This is a genomic window from Corallococcus sp. Z5C101001 (assembly GCF_007352635.1).
GTDB lineage: Bacteria > Myxococcota > Myxococcia > Myxococcales > Myxococcaceae > Corallococcus > Corallococcus silvisoli.
In genome coordinates this window covers 629,604-648,395 of record NZ_VKLU01000005.1, presented here as the reverse complement: position 1 = coordinate 648,395, position 18,792 = coordinate 629,604, and the positions used below count along the sequence as shown (strand labels likewise).

General features: G+C 69.9%; 20 protein-coding genes. 6 read left to right on the top strand and 14 right to left on the bottom strand.

Annotated features, from left to right (window positions below):
• The 4 genes from yihA (at position 1) to FOF48_RS13090 (ending at position 4,966) form a co-directional block, all read left to right on the top strand.
• Positions 1 to 621, top strand: a complete 621-nt coding sequence (gene yihA, locus FOF48_RS13105) for a ribosome biogenesis GTP-binding protein YihA/YsxC (RefSeq protein WP_143901410.1) — start codon at positions 1 to 3, stop codon at positions 619 to 621.
• 39 nt (positions 622 to 660) lie between these two features.
• Positions 661 to 2,322 carry a DUF6178 family protein gene (locus FOF48_RS13100; RefSeq protein ID WP_143901408.1) on the top strand — a complete coding sequence of 554 codons (1,662 nt, stop codon included), beginning with the start codon at positions 661 to 663 and terminating at the stop codon, positions 2,320 to 2,322.
• Positions 2,323 to 2,547: 225 nt separating this feature from the next.
• On the top strand, positions 2,548 to 3,831 hold the full coding sequence (locus FOF48_RS13095) for an O-antigen ligase (RefSeq protein ID WP_143901406.1): 1,284 nt from the start codon (positions 2,548 to 2,550) through the stop codon (positions 3,829 to 3,831).
• Positions 3,821 to 4,966, top strand: coding sequence for a glycosyltransferase (locus tag FOF48_RS13090; RefSeq protein WP_143901403.1), 1,146 nt, complete (start codon positions 3,821 to 3,823; stop codon positions 4,964 to 4,966). Before FOF48_RS13095 ends, FOF48_RS13090 begins: the two co-directional genes overlap by 11 nt.
• A 585-nt stretch (positions 4,967 to 5,551) precedes the next feature.
• Here FOF48_RS13090 and FOF48_RS13085 read toward each other — a convergent pair.
• The 7 genes from FOF48_RS13085 to FOF48_RS13060 form a co-directional block, all read right to left on the bottom strand.
• Entirely contained in the window at positions 5,552 to 6,514 is a 963-nt protein-coding gene (locus FOF48_RS13085; protein WP_143901401.1) for an ornithine cyclodeaminase family protein, read from the bottom strand.
• Positions 6,515 to 6,841: 327 nt separating this feature from the next.
• On the bottom strand, positions 6,842 to 7,846 hold the full coding sequence (locus FOF48_RS13080; protein WP_255442121.1) for an alcohol dehydrogenase: 1,005 nt from the start codon (positions 7,844 to 7,846) through the stop codon (positions 6,842 to 6,844).
• A gap of 142 nt (positions 7,847 to 7,988) precedes the next feature.
• Positions 7,989 to 8,156 carry a hypothetical protein gene (locus FOF48_RS36445; protein WP_186001886.1) on the bottom strand — a complete coding sequence of 56 codons (168 nt, stop codon included), beginning with the start codon at positions 8,154 to 8,156 and terminating at the stop codon, positions 7,989 to 7,991.
• 142 nt (positions 8,157 to 8,298) lie between these two features.
• Entirely contained in the window at positions 8,299 to 9,396 is a 1,098-nt protein-coding gene (locus FOF48_RS13075; protein WP_143902149.1) for a quinone-dependent dihydroorotate dehydrogenase, read from the bottom strand.
• A 5-nt stretch (positions 9,397 to 9,401) separates the two neighbouring features.
• Positions 9,402 to 10,394, bottom strand: a complete 993-nt coding sequence (gene add, locus FOF48_RS13070) for an adenosine deaminase (RefSeq protein WP_143901397.1) — start codon at positions 10,392 to 10,394, stop codon at positions 9,402 to 9,404.
• Between the two features lie 36 nt (positions 10,395 to 10,430).
• Positions 10,431 to 11,132, bottom strand: coding sequence for a Smr/MutS family protein (locus tag FOF48_RS13065; protein WP_143901394.1), 702 nt, complete (start codon positions 11,130 to 11,132; stop codon positions 10,431 to 10,433).
• 25 nt (positions 11,133 to 11,157) lie between these two features.
• Positions 11,158 to 11,952, bottom strand: coding sequence for a TerB family tellurite resistance protein (locus tag FOF48_RS13060; protein WP_370456572.1), 795 nt, complete (start codon positions 11,950 to 11,952; stop codon positions 11,158 to 11,160).
• Between the two features lie 90 nt (positions 11,953 to 12,042).
• Between FOF48_RS13060 and folD the strand changes: the two genes are divergently transcribed.
• Positions 12,043 to 12,894 (top strand): bifunctional methylenetetrahydrofolate dehydrogenase/methenyltetrahydrofolate cyclohydrolase FolD, encoded by an 852-nt coding sequence (gene folD / locus FOF48_RS13055; protein WP_143901390.1) that lies wholly within the window; start codon positions 12,043 to 12,045, stop codon positions 12,892 to 12,894.
• A gap of 53 nt (positions 12,895 to 12,947) precedes the next feature.
• Here folD and FOF48_RS13050 read toward each other — a convergent pair whose 3' ends face one another.
• Both FOF48_RS13050 and FOF48_RS13045 read right to left on the bottom strand, forming a co-directional pair.
• Entirely contained in the window at positions 12,948 to 13,250 is a 303-nt protein-coding gene (locus FOF48_RS13050) for a hypothetical protein (RefSeq protein WP_143901388.1), read from the bottom strand.
• 5 nt (positions 13,251 to 13,255) lie between these two features.
• The gene (locus tag FOF48_RS13045; protein ID WP_143901375.1) at positions 13,256 to 13,570 is read right to left on the bottom strand and encodes a hypothetical protein; all 315 of its coding nucleotides are present in this window, start codon (positions 13,568 to 13,570) and stop codon (positions 13,256 to 13,258) included.
• 78 nt (positions 13,571 to 13,648) lie between these two features.
• Between FOF48_RS13045 and FOF48_RS13040 the strand changes: the two genes are divergently transcribed.
• Entirely contained in the window at positions 13,649 to 14,581 is a 933-nt protein-coding gene (locus FOF48_RS13040) for an ADP-ribosylglycohydrolase family protein (protein ID WP_143901373.1), read from the top strand.
• 21 nt (positions 14,582 to 14,602) lie between these two features.
• Here the strand turns inward: FOF48_RS13040 and FOF48_RS13035 are convergent, their stop codons facing one another.
• The 5 genes from FOF48_RS13035 to metF form a co-directional block, all read right to left on the bottom strand.
• Positions 14,603 to 15,781 (bottom strand): serine hydrolase, encoded by a 1,179-nt coding sequence (locus FOF48_RS13035; protein ID WP_143901371.1) that lies wholly within the window; start codon positions 15,779 to 15,781, stop codon positions 14,603 to 14,605.
• A 109-nt stretch (positions 15,782 to 15,890) separates the two neighbouring features.
• Positions 15,891 to 16,214: a hypothetical protein gene (locus FOF48_RS13030; protein ID WP_143901369.1), complete on the bottom strand. Its 324-nt coding sequence runs from the start codon at positions 16,212 to 16,214 to the stop codon at positions 15,891 to 15,893.
• 182 nt (positions 16,215 to 16,396) lie between these two features.
• Positions 16,397 to 17,452 (bottom strand): hypothetical protein, encoded by a 1,056-nt coding sequence (locus FOF48_RS13025; RefSeq protein ID WP_221938231.1) that lies wholly within the window; start codon positions 17,450 to 17,452, stop codon positions 16,397 to 16,399.
• Entirely contained in the window at positions 17,449 to 17,871 is a 423-nt protein-coding gene (locus FOF48_RS13020; RefSeq protein ID WP_143901367.1) for a hypothetical protein, read from the bottom strand. Before FOF48_RS13020 ends, FOF48_RS13025 begins: the two co-directional genes overlap by 4 nt.
• A complete protein-coding gene (metF, locus tag FOF48_RS13015; RefSeq protein ID WP_143901365.1) occupies positions 17,868 to 18,740 on the bottom strand; it encodes a methylenetetrahydrofolate reductase [NAD(P)H] in 873 nt (290 codons plus the stop codon). The genes FOF48_RS13020 and metF overlap by 4 nt, the downstream gene beginning before the upstream one ends.
• Between the last annotated feature and the right edge of the window lie 52 nt (positions 18,741 to 18,792).

The following is an 18,792-nucleotide window of genomic DNA, read 5'->3' as shown; positions in this document are numbered from 1 at the left end:
TTGATAAAGATCCTCGACTCCCGCTTCGTCACCACCGCCGTGGAGCTCAAGGGCCTGCCCACGGACCACGCCGCGGAGGTGGCCTTCGTCGGCCGCTCCAACGTGGGCAAGTCGTCCATGATCAACGCCCTGACGAACCGGCGGAAGCTGGTGCGCGTGTCCAACACGCCCGGGCGCACCCGCACCCTCAACTTCTTCGACGTGGACCTGGACCGCGACGGGCAGCGCCACACGGTGCGCCTGGCGGACCTGCCCGGCTACGGCTTCGCCAAGGCGAGCAAGGCGGACAAGGCCCAGTGGCAGGCGATGATCACCTCCTACCTGAAGAACCGGCACCGGCTGGAGGTGGTGGTGAGCATCATCGACGCGGAGGTGGGCCCCACTCCGGAAGACCTCCAGACGCTGGACTATCTGCAGGAGCACAACCGCCGCATCCTCGTCGTGGCCACCAAGGTGGACCGGCTGACGAAGGCGCAGCGCAAGCCCCGGCTGCACGCGGTGGCCGCGCAGCTGGAGCTGCCCCGCGAGGCGGTGATCCCGTTCTCCTCCACCGAAAAGCTGGGCGTGGAGGAGGTGTGGGGCACGCTGCTGGACACCTTCGGCAAGGCCACCCGCGTCTGAGTCTCCCGGGGCCGGGCACGCTGTGGTAGCACCCCCGGCGTGTCCCAGAACGGCAAGACGAACGGTGGTGTTTCGCCCCTCGCTCCCCGCGAGGAGCGTCAGCGGTTGATGCGCCTGTCCCCGCGCCAGCGGGTGGCGGCGCTCTACGACGCGGAGGATACGCCCGCGCTGGTGCGCTCGCTGCCAGCGGAGGACCTGTACGTCACCATCCAGGAGGTGGGGCTGGCGGACACGACGGACCTCGTGCAGCTGGCGTCGCCCGCGCAGTTCCGCACCTTCGTGGACCTGGGCGGCTGGTCGAAGGACAAGCTGGAGCCGCACGCGGTGCTCACCTGGCTGCGCGCCGCGCGCGGGGATGAACCCGAGGACTTCCTGCGCAAGGTGCACGCGGTGGACCTGGAGGTGGTGGAGACGCTCCTCAAGGAGTTCACCGTCGTCCACGACCTGGAGGAGAACCCGGACGTCAACCCGCAGGGCGTGACGATGGAGACCCCGGAGGGGCGCTACCTGGTGGAGCTGAAGGTGGACGGCGTGGAGATGTCCGCCATGCGCGCGCTCCTCAACGACCTCATCGCGGAGAACCCCTTCGAAGCGGTGCGCCTCTTCGAGGCCGTGCGCTGGGAGATTCCCTCCGAGCTGGAGGAGACCGCGTTCCAGTTCCGCCGCGCGCGCCTGTCCGACCTGGGCTTCCCGTCGCTGGAGGACGCCCTGGCGCTCTTCAGCCGCGTGGACGTGCCGCCGCGTCCCTCGAGCAACGCCGCCCCCGCGCTCACCGCCACGGGCGGCCACCTGGACTACCTGGAGGCCGCCTTCCGCGACCTGTCCGACGTGGAGCGGATGAACGCGGAGGATGAGCTGCGCGAAGTGGCCAACGCGGTGCTCGTCGCGGAGCTGGGCGACCCGGGCGACCTGGACGCCGTGCGCCGCGTGGGCGAATGGGTGCGCGACTACCTGTCGCTGGGCCTGGAGCACCTGACGGGCGGCGACCCGTCCAAGGCGCCGGAGGCGCTGCGCGACACGCCCCTGCGCCGCGTCTTCCAGGTGGGCTTCACGCTGACGCTCCAGCTCAAGTACCGCGCGGACCGCCTCTTCAAGGCGCCCTTCGTGAAGCTGGACGACGTGCCGCTGGTGCTCCCCGAGGAGGCCGCCGCGCTGGAGGCCCTGCGGCGCAAGCGGCCCCGCCGCGCGCTGCGCGTGCCCGGCGCGGAAGCGGTGCCGTTCCGCTCGCTCCGGGAGGTGGCCGGTTCGGAGGTGCTGCTCGCGCGCGCCGAGGGCCAGGTGGCGGCGCTGGGCGCGCTGCTGGGCGGCTCCGACGGCGCGGCGCGCACGGTGCTGGCCCGCTTCGGCGTCTCGCTGGATGTGCTGGGCGTGGAGCGGCTGTGGGCGGCGGGCGTCGCCATGGCCGTGCTGGAGGAGCGCGTGGACGTGCGGCCCGTGCCCCTGGGGCGCACGGTGGAGCTGGGCCAGCGCCTCTTCGAAGGCACCCCGGATTCGCCTCGCCTGCGCCCGAGCGCGGCGGAGCGCGCGGTGGCGACGCTGTCGCCCGCGGTGCCGGAAGGCGCGAGAGAGGAGCTGCGTCGGGTGGTGAACGTCACGCTGGCGCGGCTGCTGTCGGAGCTGGGGTCGCCGTGGCTTCGCGAGGGGCGCCTGGACTTGATCGCCTCCGCGGTGCTTCCGATGGAGAGCGCGCCAGTCCCGTAGCTTTTTCAGCCTTGCCCGGCCCGTCGGTCCGGGAGCCTCACGCAACCCCCTGAAGATCCAGGCATCCAGCGCCCCCGGCCTCTGGCACGTCCGCTGCTTTGCCCCTTGCCCGCCAGCCGTCTGCTGTTCGCCAGCTGTTCGCGAACAGCCGACAGCCGGACATCCACGAGGGCCAGGGGCACGCGTGTGACGGGACGAGCGACCGACAGCGAAGGGGTGGGGTACATGGGACCGGGCGCGCAGGGGCAGCGTCGCGACGTGCTGGCTTTCTTCATGCTCGCGGGGTTCGCGGCGGTGATGTACGCGGTGCCGGGTGAGTGGCTCCCGGCGTTGGAGCCGCTGCGGCTCGCGCTGCTGACGTCGGGCCTTGCGGCCGGGCTGATGGTGATGCGGCGGCTGGGCAAGGCGGAGCCGATCTATTTCGACGGCGCGCGCGGCATCGCGCTGCTGGCGTTCTCCTCATTGGCGTTCTGCTCGATGGCGTGGAGCGTGAACCCGGAGGTGACGCGCGGACAGGGCGTGGAGCTGCTGAAGCTCACGGCCATCTATCTGACGCTCGTCAACGTCATCACCACGGGCAAGCGGCTGGCGGTGGTGTGCGGCGCGATGGTGCTGGGCGCCATCGTGACGTCCATTGGCGTCATCAATTGGTACCTCGTCGGCGAGAACATGGTGGAGGGCTTCCGGTCGCGCTGGGTGGGCGTGTACGCGGACCCCAACCACATGGCGATGAACATGGTGCTGGTGGTGCCGCTGGCGGTGGCGTTCCTGGCGCGCAAGAGCACCCCTTGGGTGTTCCGCGTGCTGTGCGCGGGGTCCGCGGTGCTGGCGGTGGTGGCCATCGTGCTGTCGCACTCGCGAGGCGGCTTCATTGGCCTGTCGGTGGCGATGGCGCTGTGGGCCATCCGCGAGAAGCGCCGCCTGCAGGCCATCGTGCTGGGCAGCGTGTTCGTGCTGGGCCTGGCGGTGTTCGCGCCCAAGAGCTTCTGGGAGCGCAACGAGACGGTGGCGGACTTCCACGAGGACGCGTCCGCCATGGGCCGCGTGTATGCGTGGCAGGTGGCCAGCCGCATCAGCCTGGACAAGCCGCTCCTGGGCGTGGGCGCGGGCGGCTTCCGCTATGCGTGGTTCGAGTACGCGCCGCCGGAGGCGCACCGGGCCTACGTGGCGCACAACATCTTCCTCGACGTCATCGGGGAGCTGGGGTGGGTGGGCCTCCTGTGCTTCCTGGTGTTCTCGGGCGGGGCCGTGGGCGGCGCGGTGGCCGCGTCGGCGGACTCGGAAATGGGGTGGCTGGCGCGCGCGCTATCGGCGTCCGTGGCCGGCTACCTCATCTGTGACTTGTTCTCGGGCTACATCCTGTCCGCGCATTGCTACGTGCTCTTCGGCCTGGCCGCGAGCGCGCACCGCATCGCGCAGGCACGGGAGCGGGCCCTGGCGGTGGGGAGGCAGCCGGTCTTGAAGCAGACGCCGGTCGCCACGTGGGAGGGGACTGGGCATGCGGCGTGAGGAAGCACGGATGGGGCGGGAGCCCCTCCGACTGGTGCAATTCACACGGTCGTTCCACATTGGCGGCACCGAGGTCCAGGTGCTGGAGCTGCTGCGGGGCCTGCCCCCCAGCTACCGTTTGCAGGTGTCGGTGCTGGAGGACGCCGGGCCGCTGATGGGCGCGGTCTGGAAGCTGGGCCACGCGCCGGAGGTGTTCTCCCTCAAGGGAACGCTCGTCCAGCCCAACACGGCGCTGCAGGTCGTCCGCCTGTCTCGCTGGCTCAAGAAGAACCGCGTGCAACTGGTGCACGTGCACGACTTCTACTCCAGCATCATCGCCGTCCCGGCCGCGAAGCTCGCGGGCTCGAAGGTCATCGTCGGGCGCCTGGACCTGTCCCACTGGCAGGGCAAGGCCCGCCGCCTGCTGCATACGCAGGTGACGCGCATGGCGGACCACGTCATCGCCAACGCGGAGGCCATCCGCACGCTGCTCATGAACGAGGAGGGGCTGCCCTCCTCGCGCATCTCCGTCATCCACAACGGCCTGGACCTGCAGCGCTTCGACGCGCGCGTCGCCGAAGGCCTCAAGGATCCGCTTCCAGACACCGGCGGCCTGCCCACCGTGGTCCACGTGGCCAACATGAGCCACCCCGTGAAACGGCAGGAGGACCTGCTCCTCGCGCTTGCCATGCTGCGTCATGAGGGCGCGCGGCTGAACGCGTGGTTCGTGGGCGACGGCCCGCGCCGACCGGGGCTGGAGAAGATGGCGCACGACCTGGGAGTGTCGGATGGCGTGCACTTCCTCAAGCACCGCACGGACGTGCCAGCCCTCTACGGGCGGGCCACCTTCGGCGTCCTGTGCTCCACCGCAGAGGGCATGTCCAACGCGGTGATGGAGGGCATGGCGGCGGGGCTGCCCATGGTCGTGACGCGGGTGGGCGGCAATCCGGACCTCATCGTGCACGGCGAGCGAGGGCTCCTGGTGGAGCCCGAGCGGCCCGCGCAGCTGGCCCAGGCCTTCCGCCGGCTGCTCGCCCAACCCCAGGAGGCACGGAAGATGGGCAAGGCCGCCCGCGCCTTCGTCGCCCGGGAGCTGACCCTGGAGAAGATGGTGCGCCAGCATGACGCGCTGTACCGTCAGGTGGCAGAACTGTAATTCCGCTGAAACCCGCCCCCGGGGGCCGGGGAAATGTCAGACCGATGTGGAAAATCCACGCCCGTCCTCAAGCAATTGGGGGCGGGCGCGTTCGTAGGAAAGGGGAGGCATTCCGCCCTGTGGCACCCCGTGTGTGCAGGTTATAGATGGGAATAGCTCGATTTTCGTGGAGATTGATGGGAAGGGTGTGGTAATGGCGCCTCGGGTGTTGCCGGTGACGGCGGGCGTGCGCACCCTGAGGGGCCCTGATCAGGCGGGGAAGGAATCACCGCGGATGAGCAAGGGTTTTGAAGGAAACGGACGCTGAGCGCGGGGCCCGGAAACACGGGACGCGGGGCGTACGGTGGACACATGAAGGTGGCGCGAGGTGGGCCAGAGGCCGCTTCGCATCCGCCGCGACTTTACGAGGCCCTGCCAGTCGGCACGCGGCCCGGGGCGCTCGCCGGTAAAACTCCAAGGTGCCGGCGAGCGCTCTATTTTTTCATCTCACTGAAACACAGCCGGGCGTCCTGACGGGTCCCTCCCAGGCGGGGGACGTCCGAGGTGGGAGCCCCAGGGGGCTCCCCTGGGGGGCTCCCGCGGGCCTCAGGCGTCCTCGACGAGGTCGAACTTCTGGCCGACTCCCTTCGCGAGGGCCACGTCGTAGAGCGCGCGGGCCAGCGCCACGTCCTGCACGGCGAGGCCGGTGGAGTCGAAGACGGTGATTTCGTCGCCGGTGCGGCCCGGCTTGCGGCCCGCGACGACCTCGCCCAGGGTGCCGGCGAGCTGCCCGGCCTGGAGCAGGCCGTCGTGCAGCGGCACGTTGACCTCTCCGGAGTGCAGCGCCTGGTCCGCGTCGTCGATGAAGACGCGCCCTTCGACGAGCAGGCGCGGATCCAGCTCCTGCTTGCCGGGGGCGTCCGCGCCCATGGCGTTGAGGTGGGCGCCGGGCTGGACCCACTCGCGGCGGACCACCGGAGCGCGTGCGGGCGTGGCGGAGCAGACGATGTCGGCGCCGGAGGCCTCCTGGAGGCTGACGACGCGGCCGCCCTTCTCCTTCTGAAGGGCCTCCGCGGCCTGGGAGGACACGTCCGCCAGCAGCAGCTCCAGGTCGCCGAAGAGGGCGCGGTGCGCGTCGATGAGGACACGGGCCTGCACGCCGCAGCCCACCAGCCCCAGCGTGCGGGGCTGCTTCCGGGCCAGGTACTTGGACGCGATGCCGCCCGCGGCGCCGGTGCGCCACGCGGTGAGCAGCGTGCCGTCCAGGATGGCCAGCGGGGACGCGGTGTCCGGATCGCTGAGGACGTAGACGGCGCGCACCGTGGGCAGGCCGTGCTTGCGCGGGTTGTTCGGATGGGCGTTGACCCACTTCACGCCCGCCGCCCCGTCGAGGAACGCGGGCATGGCGCGGAAGTCGCCGTCATATTTGGGCAGGGACAGGTACACCTTGGGGGGCATCAGCGCGTCGCCGCGACCGTGGGCCCGGAAGGCGCGTTCAACCGCTTCCAGTCCGAGTTCGACGGTGTAGAGGCCGCGCAAGTCCTTGGCGCTGAGGAGGAGGGTGGGCATGGGCGCCGCTATACCCAAGCGCCTGGGCCCGCGCACGCACCGAATCGACGGTCCCAGGTCCGTGTAGGCCCGCGCCGCAGGGCCCGGCCCGGCGCGCCGGTGTCTGCGATTGTCTTCCCGCGCGATCACAGGCCCGAGGATTTCCGCCCGGGGGGGAGGGCGGGGACGCTCGAAAGGCATCCGGAGGCTGTGCGCCACTGAGCAGGTTTGCAGGTGCGCAAGTTCGGAATGACCAGGGTGGGGGAGGCTGGGGTGGATGAAGACCTCCCGGTGCCATTGCCGAGGCGCGGAGGGCGGCGCGGCCCTCCGCGCGCAGGGGGGCTGTGTTCAGCGCATCTTGAGCACCACCCGGAAGCGAGCGTGGTTGCTCATCATCCGCTCATAGGCATCCGCCGCTCGGTCGAGCGGAAACACCTCGTTGCGTGAGCGCACCCCGGAGAGCGCGCTGAACGCCAGGGTGTCCTGCGAGTCCTGGGGGTTGCCGCTGGGCCAGCCCTGGACGCGCTGGCGCTTCATGATCAGCCGAGGGCTCTGGATGGGAATGGGCTCCGCGCCCGCTCCCAACAGCAAGAGGGTGCCGTTGCGTCCCAGGCCGCCAATCAGCTCTCCCGCGAGGCGGCTGCTCGAGGCGGTCATCATGATGACGCGCGCCCCACCCAGTTTCTGCAACGCCTTGGCCACGGGGCCCTGCTCCGTGTCGACGTACTCGTGCGCGCCGAGTTCGAGCGCGAGAGGTCGCTTGTCCGCCCCACGCGAGATGGCGACGGTGCGGTAGCCAAGCTTTCGGGAGAACTGGATCGCCAGATGGCCCAGTCCGCCAATCCCTTGCACCGCCACCAGATCCCCAGGTCGGACGTCCATGTTCCGCAAGGAGTTGAACGTCGTCACTCCCGCGCAGAGCAGGGGCGCGACGTCCTGCGAGTTCATTCCGTCAGGGACTCGGGCGAGCGCATCCTGGGGGGCGATCATGTATTCGGCGTAGCCACCGTCGTAGCTGATGCCACACACTTGCTCGAACTCGCAGGTGATGAAGTCGCCCACCCGGCAGGCGGCACACTGGCCGCAGTGTCCGCCGTGCCAGCCCACCCCTACGTGCTGCCCTTCCTTCCAGGCGGTCACTCCAGCGCCCACCCGGTCGATGCGACCCACCACCTCATGGCCCGGCACGCGCGGGTATTGGATGGGCATCCCGCCTTCCTTGGTGAGGGAGTCGCTATGGCAGACGCCACACGCCTCCACCGCGAGGCGTACCTGCCCTGGACCGGGCTCGGGGATATCGCGCTCGATGAGTTCGAGCGGGCCTCCGGCCTGCCGCACCTGCACTGCTTTCATCTTCCTGGCCATCGCGTCTCCCGCGTGTGTGAAGGACGCGGGTGAATATGAGCAGGCCCGCGGGTCTCGACGGATGACGCCAGGGCAGGGATCGAGCGCTCGCGGGGCTGACGGCATGGGCAGGCCCAGCGGCGCGGTCGCTTCAACGCCACCACCAGGCCGTCGCGGCGAGCAGGCTCCCCGCCACGGAGAGGACCACCCACTTGCGCCAGGATGACAGCGCGGGCCGGGGCGCCTCCACGGTTGGGGGCCGCACCGGGGCGCGGAAGCGCTCCGGCGGTGGGGATGCGTCGCGGGCGGTGAGCCGCACTGGCCATCATCGCCCGGAGCCCATCCCGAGTCTCCAGTGTTCCAAGACAGACACGGAGCCGGTGCCAGAGGGCACCGTCGCCGCGTCCTGCCCTGGAGGGCAGGGGGACCGCCTGGACCCGAGCGAAGCGGCGTGCGCGCCGCTACGCTGGAGACGCGGGCCCACCCTCGCGCGCGTCCACGCCAATCACGTCGCGAACGGAGGCGAAGCCGTCGCGGGCCAGCAGGGCCCCCAGGTCCTGGAGGATGCGCCCCACCATCCCCGGACCCTCATAGATGAAACCCGTGTACACCTGCACCACGGTGGCACCTGCCCGCAGCTTCTCGTAGACGTCCTGGGCGGTGAACACGCCGCCCACGCCGATGAGGGGCAGGGCGCCCCGGCTGCGCTGGTACGCACGGCGGATGACGGCGTTGGACAGCTCGCGCACGGGGGCGCCGGAAAGGCCGCCGGCCTCCTTCGCGTGCACGTGCTCCAGGGGGCGGGTGAGGGTGGTGTTGGTGGCGATGAGGCCGGACAGCCCGCGCGCCAGGGCCACGTCCACGACCTCGTCCACGGCCTCTGGCGTCAGGTCCGGGGCGATCTTCAGGAACAGCGGCGTGCCCGGGGCCACCCGCTCCATCCGCTCCCGCACCGCGAGCAGCAGCGCGGAGAGCTGCTCCGGCTCCTGCAGCTTGCGCAGGCCCGGCGTGTTGGGCGAGGACGCGTTGACGACGACGTAGTCTCCCAGCGGCGCGAGCGAATCCACGCACGCCACGTAGTCGTCCACCGCGCGCTCCAGCGGCGTGTCCTTGTTCTTGCCGATGTTCACGCCCAGCGGCCCGGGCTTCCACGCGCGGGCCTTCAGGCGCTCCGCCGCGGTGGACGCGCCGTGGTTGTTGAAGCCCATGCGGTTGATGACCGCGCGGTGTTCAGGCAGCCGGAACAGGCGCGGCTTCGGGTTGCCCGGCTGGGCCAGGGGCGTGACGGTGCCAATCTCCACCGCGGAGAATCCGCACGCGAACAGGCCGTCCACGGCCTCCGCGTCCTTGTCCAGCCCGGCGGCGAGCGCCACCGGGTGGGCGAACTTCAGCCCCGCCAGGTCCACGGACAAATCCATGGGCGCCTGGCGCAGCGTGCGCTCGCGCATGGCCCGGCAGCGGGAGGGCCACTTCCCCAGGGCCGCGAGGCCGGACATGCCCAGCCGGTGCGCGGGCTCCGGGGGAAGCGTGAACAACAGTGCGCGGGTCAGGCCGTACATGTTGGTCAGGCGGGGATGAAGGACGCTTCGCGCGCCCACGCGAGCGCCTGATCCACCTGTTCGGTGGTGAGCAGGCCGTTGGACTCGACGATCTCAATCTCCCGCCGCATGTCCGTCTCCAGCAGGTAGGGGCCGTCCGTGTTGATGGTGAACTTCACCTTGCGGTCCCAGAACGTCCGCATGATGTGCTTGAGCTCGTCCAGGTCCGCCACGGCCTTGGTGTGGATGTTGGACGTGGGGCACAGCTCCAGCGTGATGTTGTTCTCACGCAGGACCTTCATCGCGGACTCGTCGTAGGCGGCGCGGATGCCATGGCCGATGCGGTTCGGCTTGAGCTTCTCCACCACCGCCATCAGGCCCTCGGCGCCCGTGCCGGCCGTCTCGCCGGTGTGCACCGTGCACTTGAGGCCGCCCTTGCGCGCGCGGGCGTAGAGGTCCTCGTACTGCGCGAGCGCGGGCTTGTGCTCCATCGCGTCGCGCTCCGTGCCGGCCAGGTCGATGCCGTACACGCCGCGCGTGCGGTACTTGATGGCCTTCTCCACGATGATGCTGTTGAGCTTGTGGTCGAACTCGCGGGCCAGGCAGAAGATGAGGCCCACCTTCACGCCGTACTCCAGCACCGCGCGGTCCATGCCCCGGAGCGCGGCGTGGATGATGTGGTCCAGGTCCAGCTCGCTGGAGAGGTTGCGCTTCATCGGGTTGAAGCGCAGCTCGATCTGCGTGACGCGGCTGCCCCGGTACTCCTTGCCAATCACCTCGTAGACGGAGCGCTCGATGGCGCTGGGAGAGGATTGGATCTTCTCCGTCCAGGTGTGGAGGATCTTCAGGTAGTCGTCGAGGCTGCCCACCTTGCCCGGACGGGAGGTGATGAGCTCCACGAAGTCGAAGTAGTTCTTGACGGGGAGCTTGAAGCCCTGCTGGTGGGCAATGGACCACAGGATGTGCGGGGCCACCGCGCCACCCACGTGGATGTGGAGGTCAATGAGGTCGCGAACCATGGCGGCATGTATGCACAGCCCCGGGCACGCGTAAAGCTATCGACGCAGCAGCACGTAGACGGCGCCGGCCCCGCCGTCCTGCGGACGTGCGGTGGCGAACGCCAGCACCATCCGCTCCAGGCGCTTCTGGGACAGCCACCCGCGGACCGCGTCCTTGAGCACCGGGACCTGATCCTTGGAATTCAGGCCGCGCCCGTGGACGATGAGCACGCAGCGCTTCTTGGCGCGGCGGCTGTCGGACAGGAAGCGCTCGACGTGGGCCTGGGCCTCCCGCTGCGTCTTGCCGTGCAGGTCCAACCGGTCCTGGACGGAGAAGTCGCCCCGGCGCAGCGAGCGCAGCAGGTTCGGGTCCACGCCCGGGGAGGCGCCCTCGAAGGACTCATCCGAGCCCGTCATGGAGAGGGGCCCGTCGCCCGCGACCAGGTCGGACAGCTGCGCCAGCGCCTCCGCGTTGTCGTCGATGAGCTCGGGCAGGCGCGGGTTCGTCTTGGGGGCTTCCCCTCGGTTGGTGATCTGCTGCACGCCGTCCATGGCGGAGAAGAAGAGGCCCACGTCGTCGTCGTCGGGGCGGGCCTTGGGGGCCTTCACCGGCTTGGAGACGGCCTTCTTCTTCGCGGCCTCCGCGGCGGCGGCGGCCTGCTGCTCCTGCTTCTGGTGGTCCTGGAGCGTCTTGATGGCGGACTTGAACGGGTTGTTCTGGAACTCCGCTTCCTTCTTCTTCGGGGGACGCTGGCTCATGGGGGTACCTGTCTTCTAACCCGGGCTACAGGCCGCGCTGGCGGCGGATTTCCTCGTACGCGTCGCGAACGGCCTGGAACCGGCGGGCGGCCTGCTCGGCGGCCTTGGGGCCCAGGTGGCTGGCCTTGTCCGGGTGGTGGGCGGCGGCGAGCTTGCGGTAGGCGGTCTTCACCTCCGCGTCGGTGGCTTCAGGGGTGAGGCCCAGGGCCTCGTAGTGGGAGGTCGCGTCGCCCAGGTGTTGTTGGGCGAGGGCCTGGACCTTGGCGTCCGGGAGGTCCAGGCCGTCGGCCATGCGCTTCAGGGCCTCGCGTTCGGAGCGCTGGAGGGGGCCGTCCGCGAGCGCCATCTCGTAGAGCGCGTCCAGCAGGCGGAGCCGTTCGCCAGAAGGCAGGGTGTCCAGGCAGGAGGCGAGGGCGGCGGGCGCGTCCAGGGAGGCGGGGCGGCTGAGGAAGTCCTTGAGGTGGCGGCGGACGGCCTGGACGGTGTGGGCGTCGGCGTGGAGGACCTCCTCGAAGTAGCGGCGGACCTCGCGGACCTCCTCGCGGCGCATGTCGCCGTCGGCGCGGGCCACGTCCACGAAGAGGGCGACGACGTCGCGGTCGAGCGGTTCGTCCTCGGGGGTCTGGACGATGGGGAACTCGCCTGGGCCCTGGGTGAGGGGGACCGGCGGGGGCGGCTCGAAGGGGGCGGGGAAGTCGCTGAACAACTCCGGGAAGTCCGGGGGCGCGGCGTGCTGTTCGTCGAAATAATGCCCCACGGCCACGCCCGCGATGAGGGCGAGCACGATGGCCCAGGGCCCACCGATGAGGAGGCCGGCCATGAGTCCCAACATCGCCCCGAGAACTTTTCCCGCGCCCATACCGTCGCTTCGCTCCCTTGTTCCGGCCCAGTTTTGCATAAGGTGCGCCGCATGACGGCCCAGTTGATTGACGGCAGGGAAGTGGCGGCGCGCGTTCGGGCGGAAATCAAGGAGGAGGTGACGCGCCTGAAGGCGGAGCGCGGCATCACCCCTGGACTCGCCGTGGTGCGCGTGGGTGAGGACCCGGCGTCGAAAATCTACGTGACGGGGAAGAAGAAGGCCGCCGGGGAGGTGGGCTTCAACTCCTGGGAGCACCACCCGGACGAGAACATCACCCAGGAGGAGCTCCTGGCGCTGGTGTACCAACTGAACGAGGACCCGGCGGTCCACGGCATCCTGGTGCAGTTGCCGCTTCCCAAGCACCTGGACGCGGACGCCATCATCGCCGCGGTGAGGCCGGAGAAGGACGCGGACGGCTTCCACCCGATGAACGCGGGCAACCTGCTGCTGGGCCGGCCGGCGACGCGCGCGTGCACGCCCTACGGCGTGATGCGGCTGTTGGAAGAGGTGGGGTGCAATCCGGCGGGCAAGCGCGCGGTGGTGGTGGGCCGCAGCAACATCGTGGGCAAGCCCCAGGCGCTGATGCTGCTCCAGAAGGACGCGACGGTGACGGTGTGCCACCGCAAGAGCGACCTGCCCGCGGAGGTGGCGCAGGCGGACATCCTGGTGGTGGCGGTGGGCGTGCCGGAGCTGGTGAAGGGCGCGTGGATCAAGCCCGGCGCGGTGGTGATTGACGTGGGGATGAACCGCAAGGCGGACGGCAAGCTGGTGGGCGACGTGGAGTTCGCCGCGGCGGCCGAGCGCGCCTCGTTCATCACTCCGGTACCCGGAGGCGTGGGGCCGATGACCATCGCCATGCTGATGAAGAACACGCTGGAGGCCGCGCAGCGCGGCGTGAAGTGACTTGAGGGTCCGGACCTCCCTGCCCATGCGAGGGCAGGGGGGCCCGGCCTGTTCTACAGACCGCAGATGTACGGGCCGCCGTTGTTCTTGCAGGCGTCGTACTGGATGCACCAGCCGTCTGGCGTGGAATAGGCATAGATGTAGCGGCCATTGGCGCAGCGGACCTTGTCGGCCGTGATCCGGCACCAGCCGACGTCGGCTTCCCGGTCACAGCTGGTGGGCGGCGCCATGGCGTGGACCGTGTCGTCGGGTGTCGACGTTTCCTCCAGGGGCGTTGCATCCGTCCCGCACCCCGCGAGCAGCATCCCCGTGCCAAACACAACAGCGACAGTCTTCATGAAGGTCTGGATGCGCATGGGAATCACCACTCCGGGCAGATGATGGGACCACCGGCGTTCTTGCAGACGTCCGCGTTGATGCACCAGCCATCCGGGGTGTGATACGCGTACATCTGGATGCCATTGTTGCAAGTGACCCTGCTGCCGGAAACGAGACACCAGCCGTGGTCCTCCCACGGGTCACAGCTGTCGGGCGGCGCCATGGCGTGCACCCGGTCGTCTGTCTTCGAGTCCGCTGGCGCCGTGTCCTGCGCCGTTGTTTCGGGCCCGCACGCGAGCAGCAGCAATCCCGCGCCGACCCCCATTCCAACCGACTTCGTGAGCGTCCGCCATGCCATGACCTTGTCTCCAGGGTGGAAGGGAACAGCGAACACAGTCTATCCTGGGGCCTCGACAGTGGGTTGGCGGAGGGCGAAATGGTGAGTCGTGAAGAGCGCATCGCAGGGGGGATGTATGGCCTGCTCATCGGGGATGCCTTGGGCGTCCCTTATGAATTTCATCGCCCCGAGACAATTCCAGCCCTGGAGGCAATCGAATACACGCCGCCCCCGGGCTTTCAACGCGCGCATGGAGGGGTTCCTCCTGGCACCTGGTCGGACGACGGGGCCCACGCGCTGTGCCTCCTGGATTCGCTGACGTACCAGAAGCGGCTCGACTGCGAGGACCTGGGCCGGCGGCTGGTGAACTGGCAGGACTGGGGCTACCTGGCGGTGGAGGGCGAAGTGTTCGACGTGGGCGTGCAGACCAGCGCGGCGCTGCGACGGCTTCGCGACGGCACGCCCGCGCTGCTCGCGGGCCCCAGCGACACGATGGACAATGGCAATGGCTCCCTGATGCGGGTCTTGCCGTTGGCCTTGTGGCACCAGGGGCCGGACGCCTCGCTCGTGGCGGACGCGATGGAGCAGTCGCGTGTCACGCATGGCCACGTGCGCTCCCGGGTGTGTTGTGCGCTGTATTGCCTTTGGGCCCGCCGCATCCTGGAGGGCGCGGCGGACCCGTGGGACGCGGCCCTCGCCACCTTCCGCGACCTGTATGGAGAGGGCTCCCCCGAGCGGGAAGAGCTGGAGGCTCACCTCCGCCCGGACAACCTGACTCCAGGGACGGGGGGCGGCTACGTGGTGGACTGCCTGCGCTCCGCTCGCGATTGCGTGGCGAAAGGCAGCACCTATGAGGAGGTCGTCAAGGCCGCCATCCGGCTGGGCCACGACACCGACACCACCGCCGCGGTGGCAGGTGGCATCGCGGGCCTGAAGTATGGCCTGAGCGGGATTCCACACCGCTGGCGCTCGGAGCTGCGAGGCCAGGAGCTGGTGGAGCCGCTGCTGCAACGGCTCCTGGCCGTGAAATAGGCGCCTGTCTTCGCGCGTGCCTCAGTGGCCGTCCCAGAGGGCCTTGTCACCGTACTCCCAGGCCCAGGGCACACCGGTTTCCCCCAACACGAAGCGCACCAGGTGGGGGAACGCGGCCTCGGCGCGCACGTCGTTGGCCAGGATGAGCACGCAGCGGCGTCCGCGGTGCAGACACACGAGGGTGTTGCCCGTGCTGTCGTTGTGTCCGCCCTTGTAGAACCCACGCCCCTGCGGGCCGTCGAACACCACCAGCCCCAGGCCCGCCGCCAGATCGTTGCGACGCGCTTCGGGCGGCAGTTCGTCCTGAAAAGTGGGGAACTGGCTCCGGGTGGTGATGGGCAGGTGCGGCGCGGTCATCTCCGCGAAGCTCCGGGGCGACAAGCCTTCGCCGCGCACCAGCGCCGCCGCGAAGCGAGACAGGTCGTCGATCGTGGTGTCCATGGAGCCGGCCGCACGCACGGTGCTGCGTTCGTCGTGTGGTTCCACGCTGCCGTCGGCAGTCCATCCGTCGGCCAGGTTGCGCGCGAAGTCCGGACGCCATCGCAGGCTTGTGTTGGGCATTCCGAAGCGGTCGAACACGCGCTGCTGGAGCTCGGTGCCCACGTCCAGCTTGAGCCCGCGCTCGAGCACGAACTGCAGCAGCATGATGCCATCACCCGAGTACGCATACCGGCTGCCGGGCGCGAAGTGGATGCGCAGCCGACCGTCGGGCTCGAGGAAGCCGAAGTTGGCGAAGCCCGCGCTGTGGGTGAGCAGGATGCCCGGCGTGATGGCCTTCCAGCGGTCGTCGCCGGCCAGGTTCGACCAGGTGGAGTAACGGTCCTCGTCCGCATAGGCGGGCAGCGGCTTGTCCAGGTACCGCGCGATCGGTGAGGCCATGTCGATGCGGCCCTCGTCCACCCACTGCATCACCAGATAGGCGAAGACCGTCTTGGTGAGCGATGCGCCATACATCACCGTGTCTGTCCGAAGCGGTTCTCCCTTCGCGTCGCGCGCGCCGTAGGCCCTGGTCGCCACCACGCGCCCGTCGTCGATCACCGCGATGGCCAGCCCCTTCGCGCCGGTCGCGGCCATCGCGCGTGCTGCTTCGGCATCCAGCGCGACGGTATCGGGGACAGGGGGCGCCGCGCGGGGAGCGGGCGCCGTGGCGCACCCGCTGGAGAGGAGCGCAAACAACGTCAAGGCACGCAGCGGGTTCATGCGAACGACTCCCAATGGATTGAGCTGCTCCTGGGAGAACCAGGAGCCGAGGCACCGTGTCCCCCGGACTCCGTCAGCCCGGGCGGACACCCATGCCTACGCTCAGGGACTACAAAGTCTTGCCCTGCTCCGGAGCGATGGGGGGCGAGACCTGGGGTCGGCACGCCAGGAGCTCCTCCGCGGGCGCCTCGTCCGCGCGGCTCTCCAGGCGATCATCCCTGCCGCCGAACGGGCAGCCACACCACGCGGTCCAGAGGATGACGCAGCAAGGAGCGGGCCCGCAGACGGAGCAGATGCCTTCTCCGCCGCCGCCTTCGACGGGAGCCTCCACGGACGTCGCCGTCTGGGCATTCTCCGCCGCGAACGCGGGCGCCGCCGCGAACAGCATCAGGAGGGGGGCCACCTTCGTGAGGGAGGGGAGTCGCAGCTTCATGGTGTACCTCGGAGTTGGAGTCGCTGGTTCACGTGGGTGGAAGGCCGGAGCCGGCCTTCCGGGCCGGCGCATCCCCTTTCGCGCCCGGACTTCCAACCGGGACACGCCTGGGGGCCCAGGAGCTTCGCACAACTCCTTCACGGCCCGTGATACCCCCACGGACTTCGCGGGAAGAGGCGCGCTCAGTCCGGGAAGATCTCCAGCACGTCCTTGAGCATCGCGGCGCCCGTGCCCCGCGCGCCCTGTTCGGCGTTGATGAGGGTGTTCACGCCGTGCAGGTCGCTGCGAAACACCGCGCCCATCTCCATCGGGCCCAGCCGCGCCAGGGGATGGGATGCGTCCACGGCCGTGGGCCGCACGCTCCACTCCCAGCGCTCCTCGCCCAGCGGCTCCCCTCGAGCCAGCAGCAACACCTGTCCGCCCTTCGCCCGCGCCGTGTCCAGCTGCTCGCGCGTCACGCCACGCATCCCCGTCACCGCCACGTCGCTCAGCACGGCGGGCACGCGCATCACCGCGTTGGCCAGGATGACCAGCTTGCTCGCGGTGTCCCAGCCGTCCACGTCCAGCGCCGGGTCTGCCTCCGCGATGCCCAGCGCCTGCGCCTCCTTCAGCGCCGAGTCATATGAATGGCCCTGCGACATCCGGCTCAGGAGCAGCTGGCTGGTGTTGTTGAGCACGCCCTCGAACCGGCCCAGCTTCCCCAGCGCCAGGTCGCCGCGCCCCAAGGACACCAGCGGCATCGCCGCGCCCGCCGCGCCACTGAAGCGCAGCGGCGGGCGGCCCGGCGACTCCAGGTCGCTCAGGCGCGCCAGCTCCTGGAAGCCCAACACCAGCGGCCCCTTGCTCGCGAGCACCGCCGGCATGCCCCGCATCAGCGCGTCCCGCGTGATGTCCAGCCCGGGCTGCCCGTCCTTCAGGTTCGTGGGCGTGGCCTCCAGCAGCAGGTCCGCCTTCACCTCGCGGACCAGCGCGCGCCCGCTCATCCCCGGCCGTCCTACACCAGGCAGCGACGCCACCGAGTGCCGCGCCCGCTTCACCGCCAGCACCGCCGCCACGTCCAGCCCGGTCGGCGACACCGCCGCGCCACCGGAGTCCGCCAGCCCCACCGGCAGCAGCTCCAGCCGGTAGCGCTCCATCAACAGCGACGCGCGCGACTGGAGGATCTCCAGCAGCGGCACTCCCACATTCCCCAGGCCCGTGAGCAGGAAGCGAACGGTGCGCACGGCCCGCGGGCTCATGGGGCGAAGGCCTCCCTGACTCCCTCGCGGCGCAGCGTGAAGAGCATCCACACCGCCACCGGCACCCCCGCGAAGCACCCCGGCGTCAGCGTGTAGAGCGCGCAGATGGCGCCCACCGTCGCGAGCCCATACCCCTTGAGGTTCATGGCGCTCCACGCGCCCCAGATGGCGAGGACCCCGCAGAGGATGCCGCCCAGGATGGCCAGCGAGAACCCCAGCGTGAACTCCAGCACCACCGGCGGCCCGCCCGGGGGCGAGAAGGGCGACACCACCTTCAGCGCCGCGAGCACGGCCCCCAGCAGGCTGAACACCACGTGCAGCACGCCGACGATGAGCAGGAAGAACGCCGGGAAGCGCACGATCTCGAAGACCTTGATGCGCGGATCTCCCGGCGCGAGCTGCGGACCTGGACCGCTCATGACCGCCCCCTCAGCGCGCCCACGATCATCCGCGTCGCGGGCGACTTGTTCAGCGTGTAGAAGTGGATGCCCGGCACGCCGCGCGACAGCAGCTCCATGCACTGCACCGTGGCGTGCGCGACGCCCAGCTGCACCACCGCGTCCGGCTGATCCTTCACGCGCTCCATCTGCAGCGCCAGACGCATGGGCACCGTGGCGCCACACATGCGCGTGAAGCGCTGGACCTGCTCGTAGTTGGTGATGGGCATGATGCCGGGGACGATGGGGACATTGATGCCCACCCGCCGCGCCCGCTCCACGAAGTCGAAATAGAAGGCGTTGTCGAAGAAGAGCTGCGTCACCACGAAGTCCATCCCCGCATCCACCTTCGCCTTCAGATGCCGGAGGTCGTCCTCGCGCGACGCCGTCTCCACGTGGCCCTCCGGATAGCACGCACCCCCCAGGCAGAAGTTGAAATCCTCTTCTCGGACGAATCGGACCAGCTCCTCCGCGTAACGGAAGCCCCCGGGCACCGGCTCGAACGTCGTCTGCCCCTGGGGGGGGTCCCCCCGCAGCAGGAGGATGTTCTCGATGCCTGCCGCGCCGAGCCGGCGCAGCACGTCACGAAGCTCGTCGCGGGTGTGCCCCACGCACGTCAGGTGCGCCATGGCCTCGATCCCGGTGTGCTGCTTGATGTGCGTCACCAGCTCCACCGTCCGGTCGCGCGTGCTGCCGCCCGCCCCGTAGGTCACCGACACGAACCCCGGGTCCAACGGCGCGAGCTCCTCCACCGTGCGAAGGAGCGCGGCCACGCCCGCGTCCGTCTTGGGAGGAAAAAACTCGAACGAGAAGCTCGGTCGGGAAGGGTTGAGGCAGTTGCGAATCTTCATGTCGGGAGGAGTTTAGTCCCTTCCGCGTCGGCCTTGATCGGAGAAGGTGCGC

What these genes read in the sequence shown, in the direction of transcription:
- add (WP_143901397.1), bottom strand. Translation starts at nt 10,394, where the DNA reads ATGGTTCGCGACCTCATTGACCTCCACATCCACGTGGGTGGCGCGGTG.
- FOF48_RS13075 (WP_143902149.1), bottom strand. Translation starts at nt 9,396, where the DNA reads ATGTACGGCCTGACCCGCGCACTGTTGTTCACGCTTCCCCCGGAGCCC.
- FOF48_RS13020 (WP_143901367.1), bottom strand. Translation starts at nt 17,871, where the DNA reads ATGAGCGGTCCAGGTCCGCAGCTCGCGCCGGGAGATCCGCGCATCAAG.
- FOF48_RS13095 (WP_143901406.1), top strand. Translation starts at nt 2,548, where the DNA reads ATGGGACCGGGCGCGCAGGGGCAGCGTCGCGACGTGCTGGCTTTCTTC.
- FOF48_RS13045 (WP_143901375.1), bottom strand. Translation starts at nt 13,570, where the DNA reads ATGGCATGGCGGACGCTCACGAAGTCGGTTGGAATGGGGGTCGGCGCG.
- FOF48_RS13080 (WP_255442121.1), bottom strand. Translation starts at nt 7,846, where the DNA reads ATGAAAGCAGTGCAGGTGCGGCAGGCCGGAGGCCCGCTCGAACTCATC.
- folD (WP_143901390.1), top strand. Translation starts at nt 12,043, where the DNA reads ATGACGGCCCAGTTGATTGACGGCAGGGAAGTGGCGGCGCGCGTTCGG.
- FOF48_RS13025 (WP_221938231.1), bottom strand. Translation starts at nt 17,452, where the DNA reads ATGAGCCCGCGGGCCGTGCGCACCGTTCGCTTCCTGCTCACGGGCCTG.
- FOF48_RS13040 (WP_143901373.1), top strand. Translation starts at nt 13,649, where the DNA reads ATGGTGAGTCGTGAAGAGCGCATCGCAGGGGGGATGTATGGCCTGCTC.
- metF (WP_143901365.1), bottom strand. Translation starts at nt 18,740, where the DNA reads ATGAAGATTCGCAACTGCCTCAACCCTTCCCGACCGAGCTTCTCGTTC.
- FOF48_RS13085 (WP_143901401.1), bottom strand. Translation starts at nt 6,514, where the DNA reads ATGCCCACCCTCCTCCTCAGCGCCAAGGACTTGCGCGGCCTCTACACC.
- FOF48_RS13030 (WP_143901369.1), bottom strand. Translation starts at nt 16,214, where the DNA reads ATGAAGCTGCGACTCCCCTCCCTCACGAAGGTGGCCCCCCTCCTGATG.
- FOF48_RS13060 (WP_370456572.1), bottom strand. Translation starts at nt 11,952, where the DNA reads ATGGCCGGCCTCCTCATCGGTGGGCCCTGGGCCATCGTGCTCGCCCTC.
- FOF48_RS13035 (WP_143901371.1), bottom strand. Translation starts at nt 15,781, where the DNA reads ATGAACCCGCTGCGTGCCTTGACGTTGTTTGCGCTCCTCTCCAGCGGG.
- FOF48_RS13090 (WP_143901403.1), top strand. Translation starts at nt 3,821, where the DNA reads ATGCGGCGTGAGGAAGCACGGATGGGGCGGGAGCCCCTCCGACTGGTG.
- FOF48_RS13050 (WP_143901388.1), bottom strand. Translation starts at nt 13,250, where the DNA reads ATGCGCATCCAGACCTTCATGAAGACTGTCGCTGTTGTGTTTGGCACG.
- FOF48_RS13065 (WP_143901394.1), bottom strand. Translation starts at nt 11,132, where the DNA reads ATGAGCCAGCGTCCCCCGAAGAAGAAGGAAGCGGAGTTCCAGAACAAC.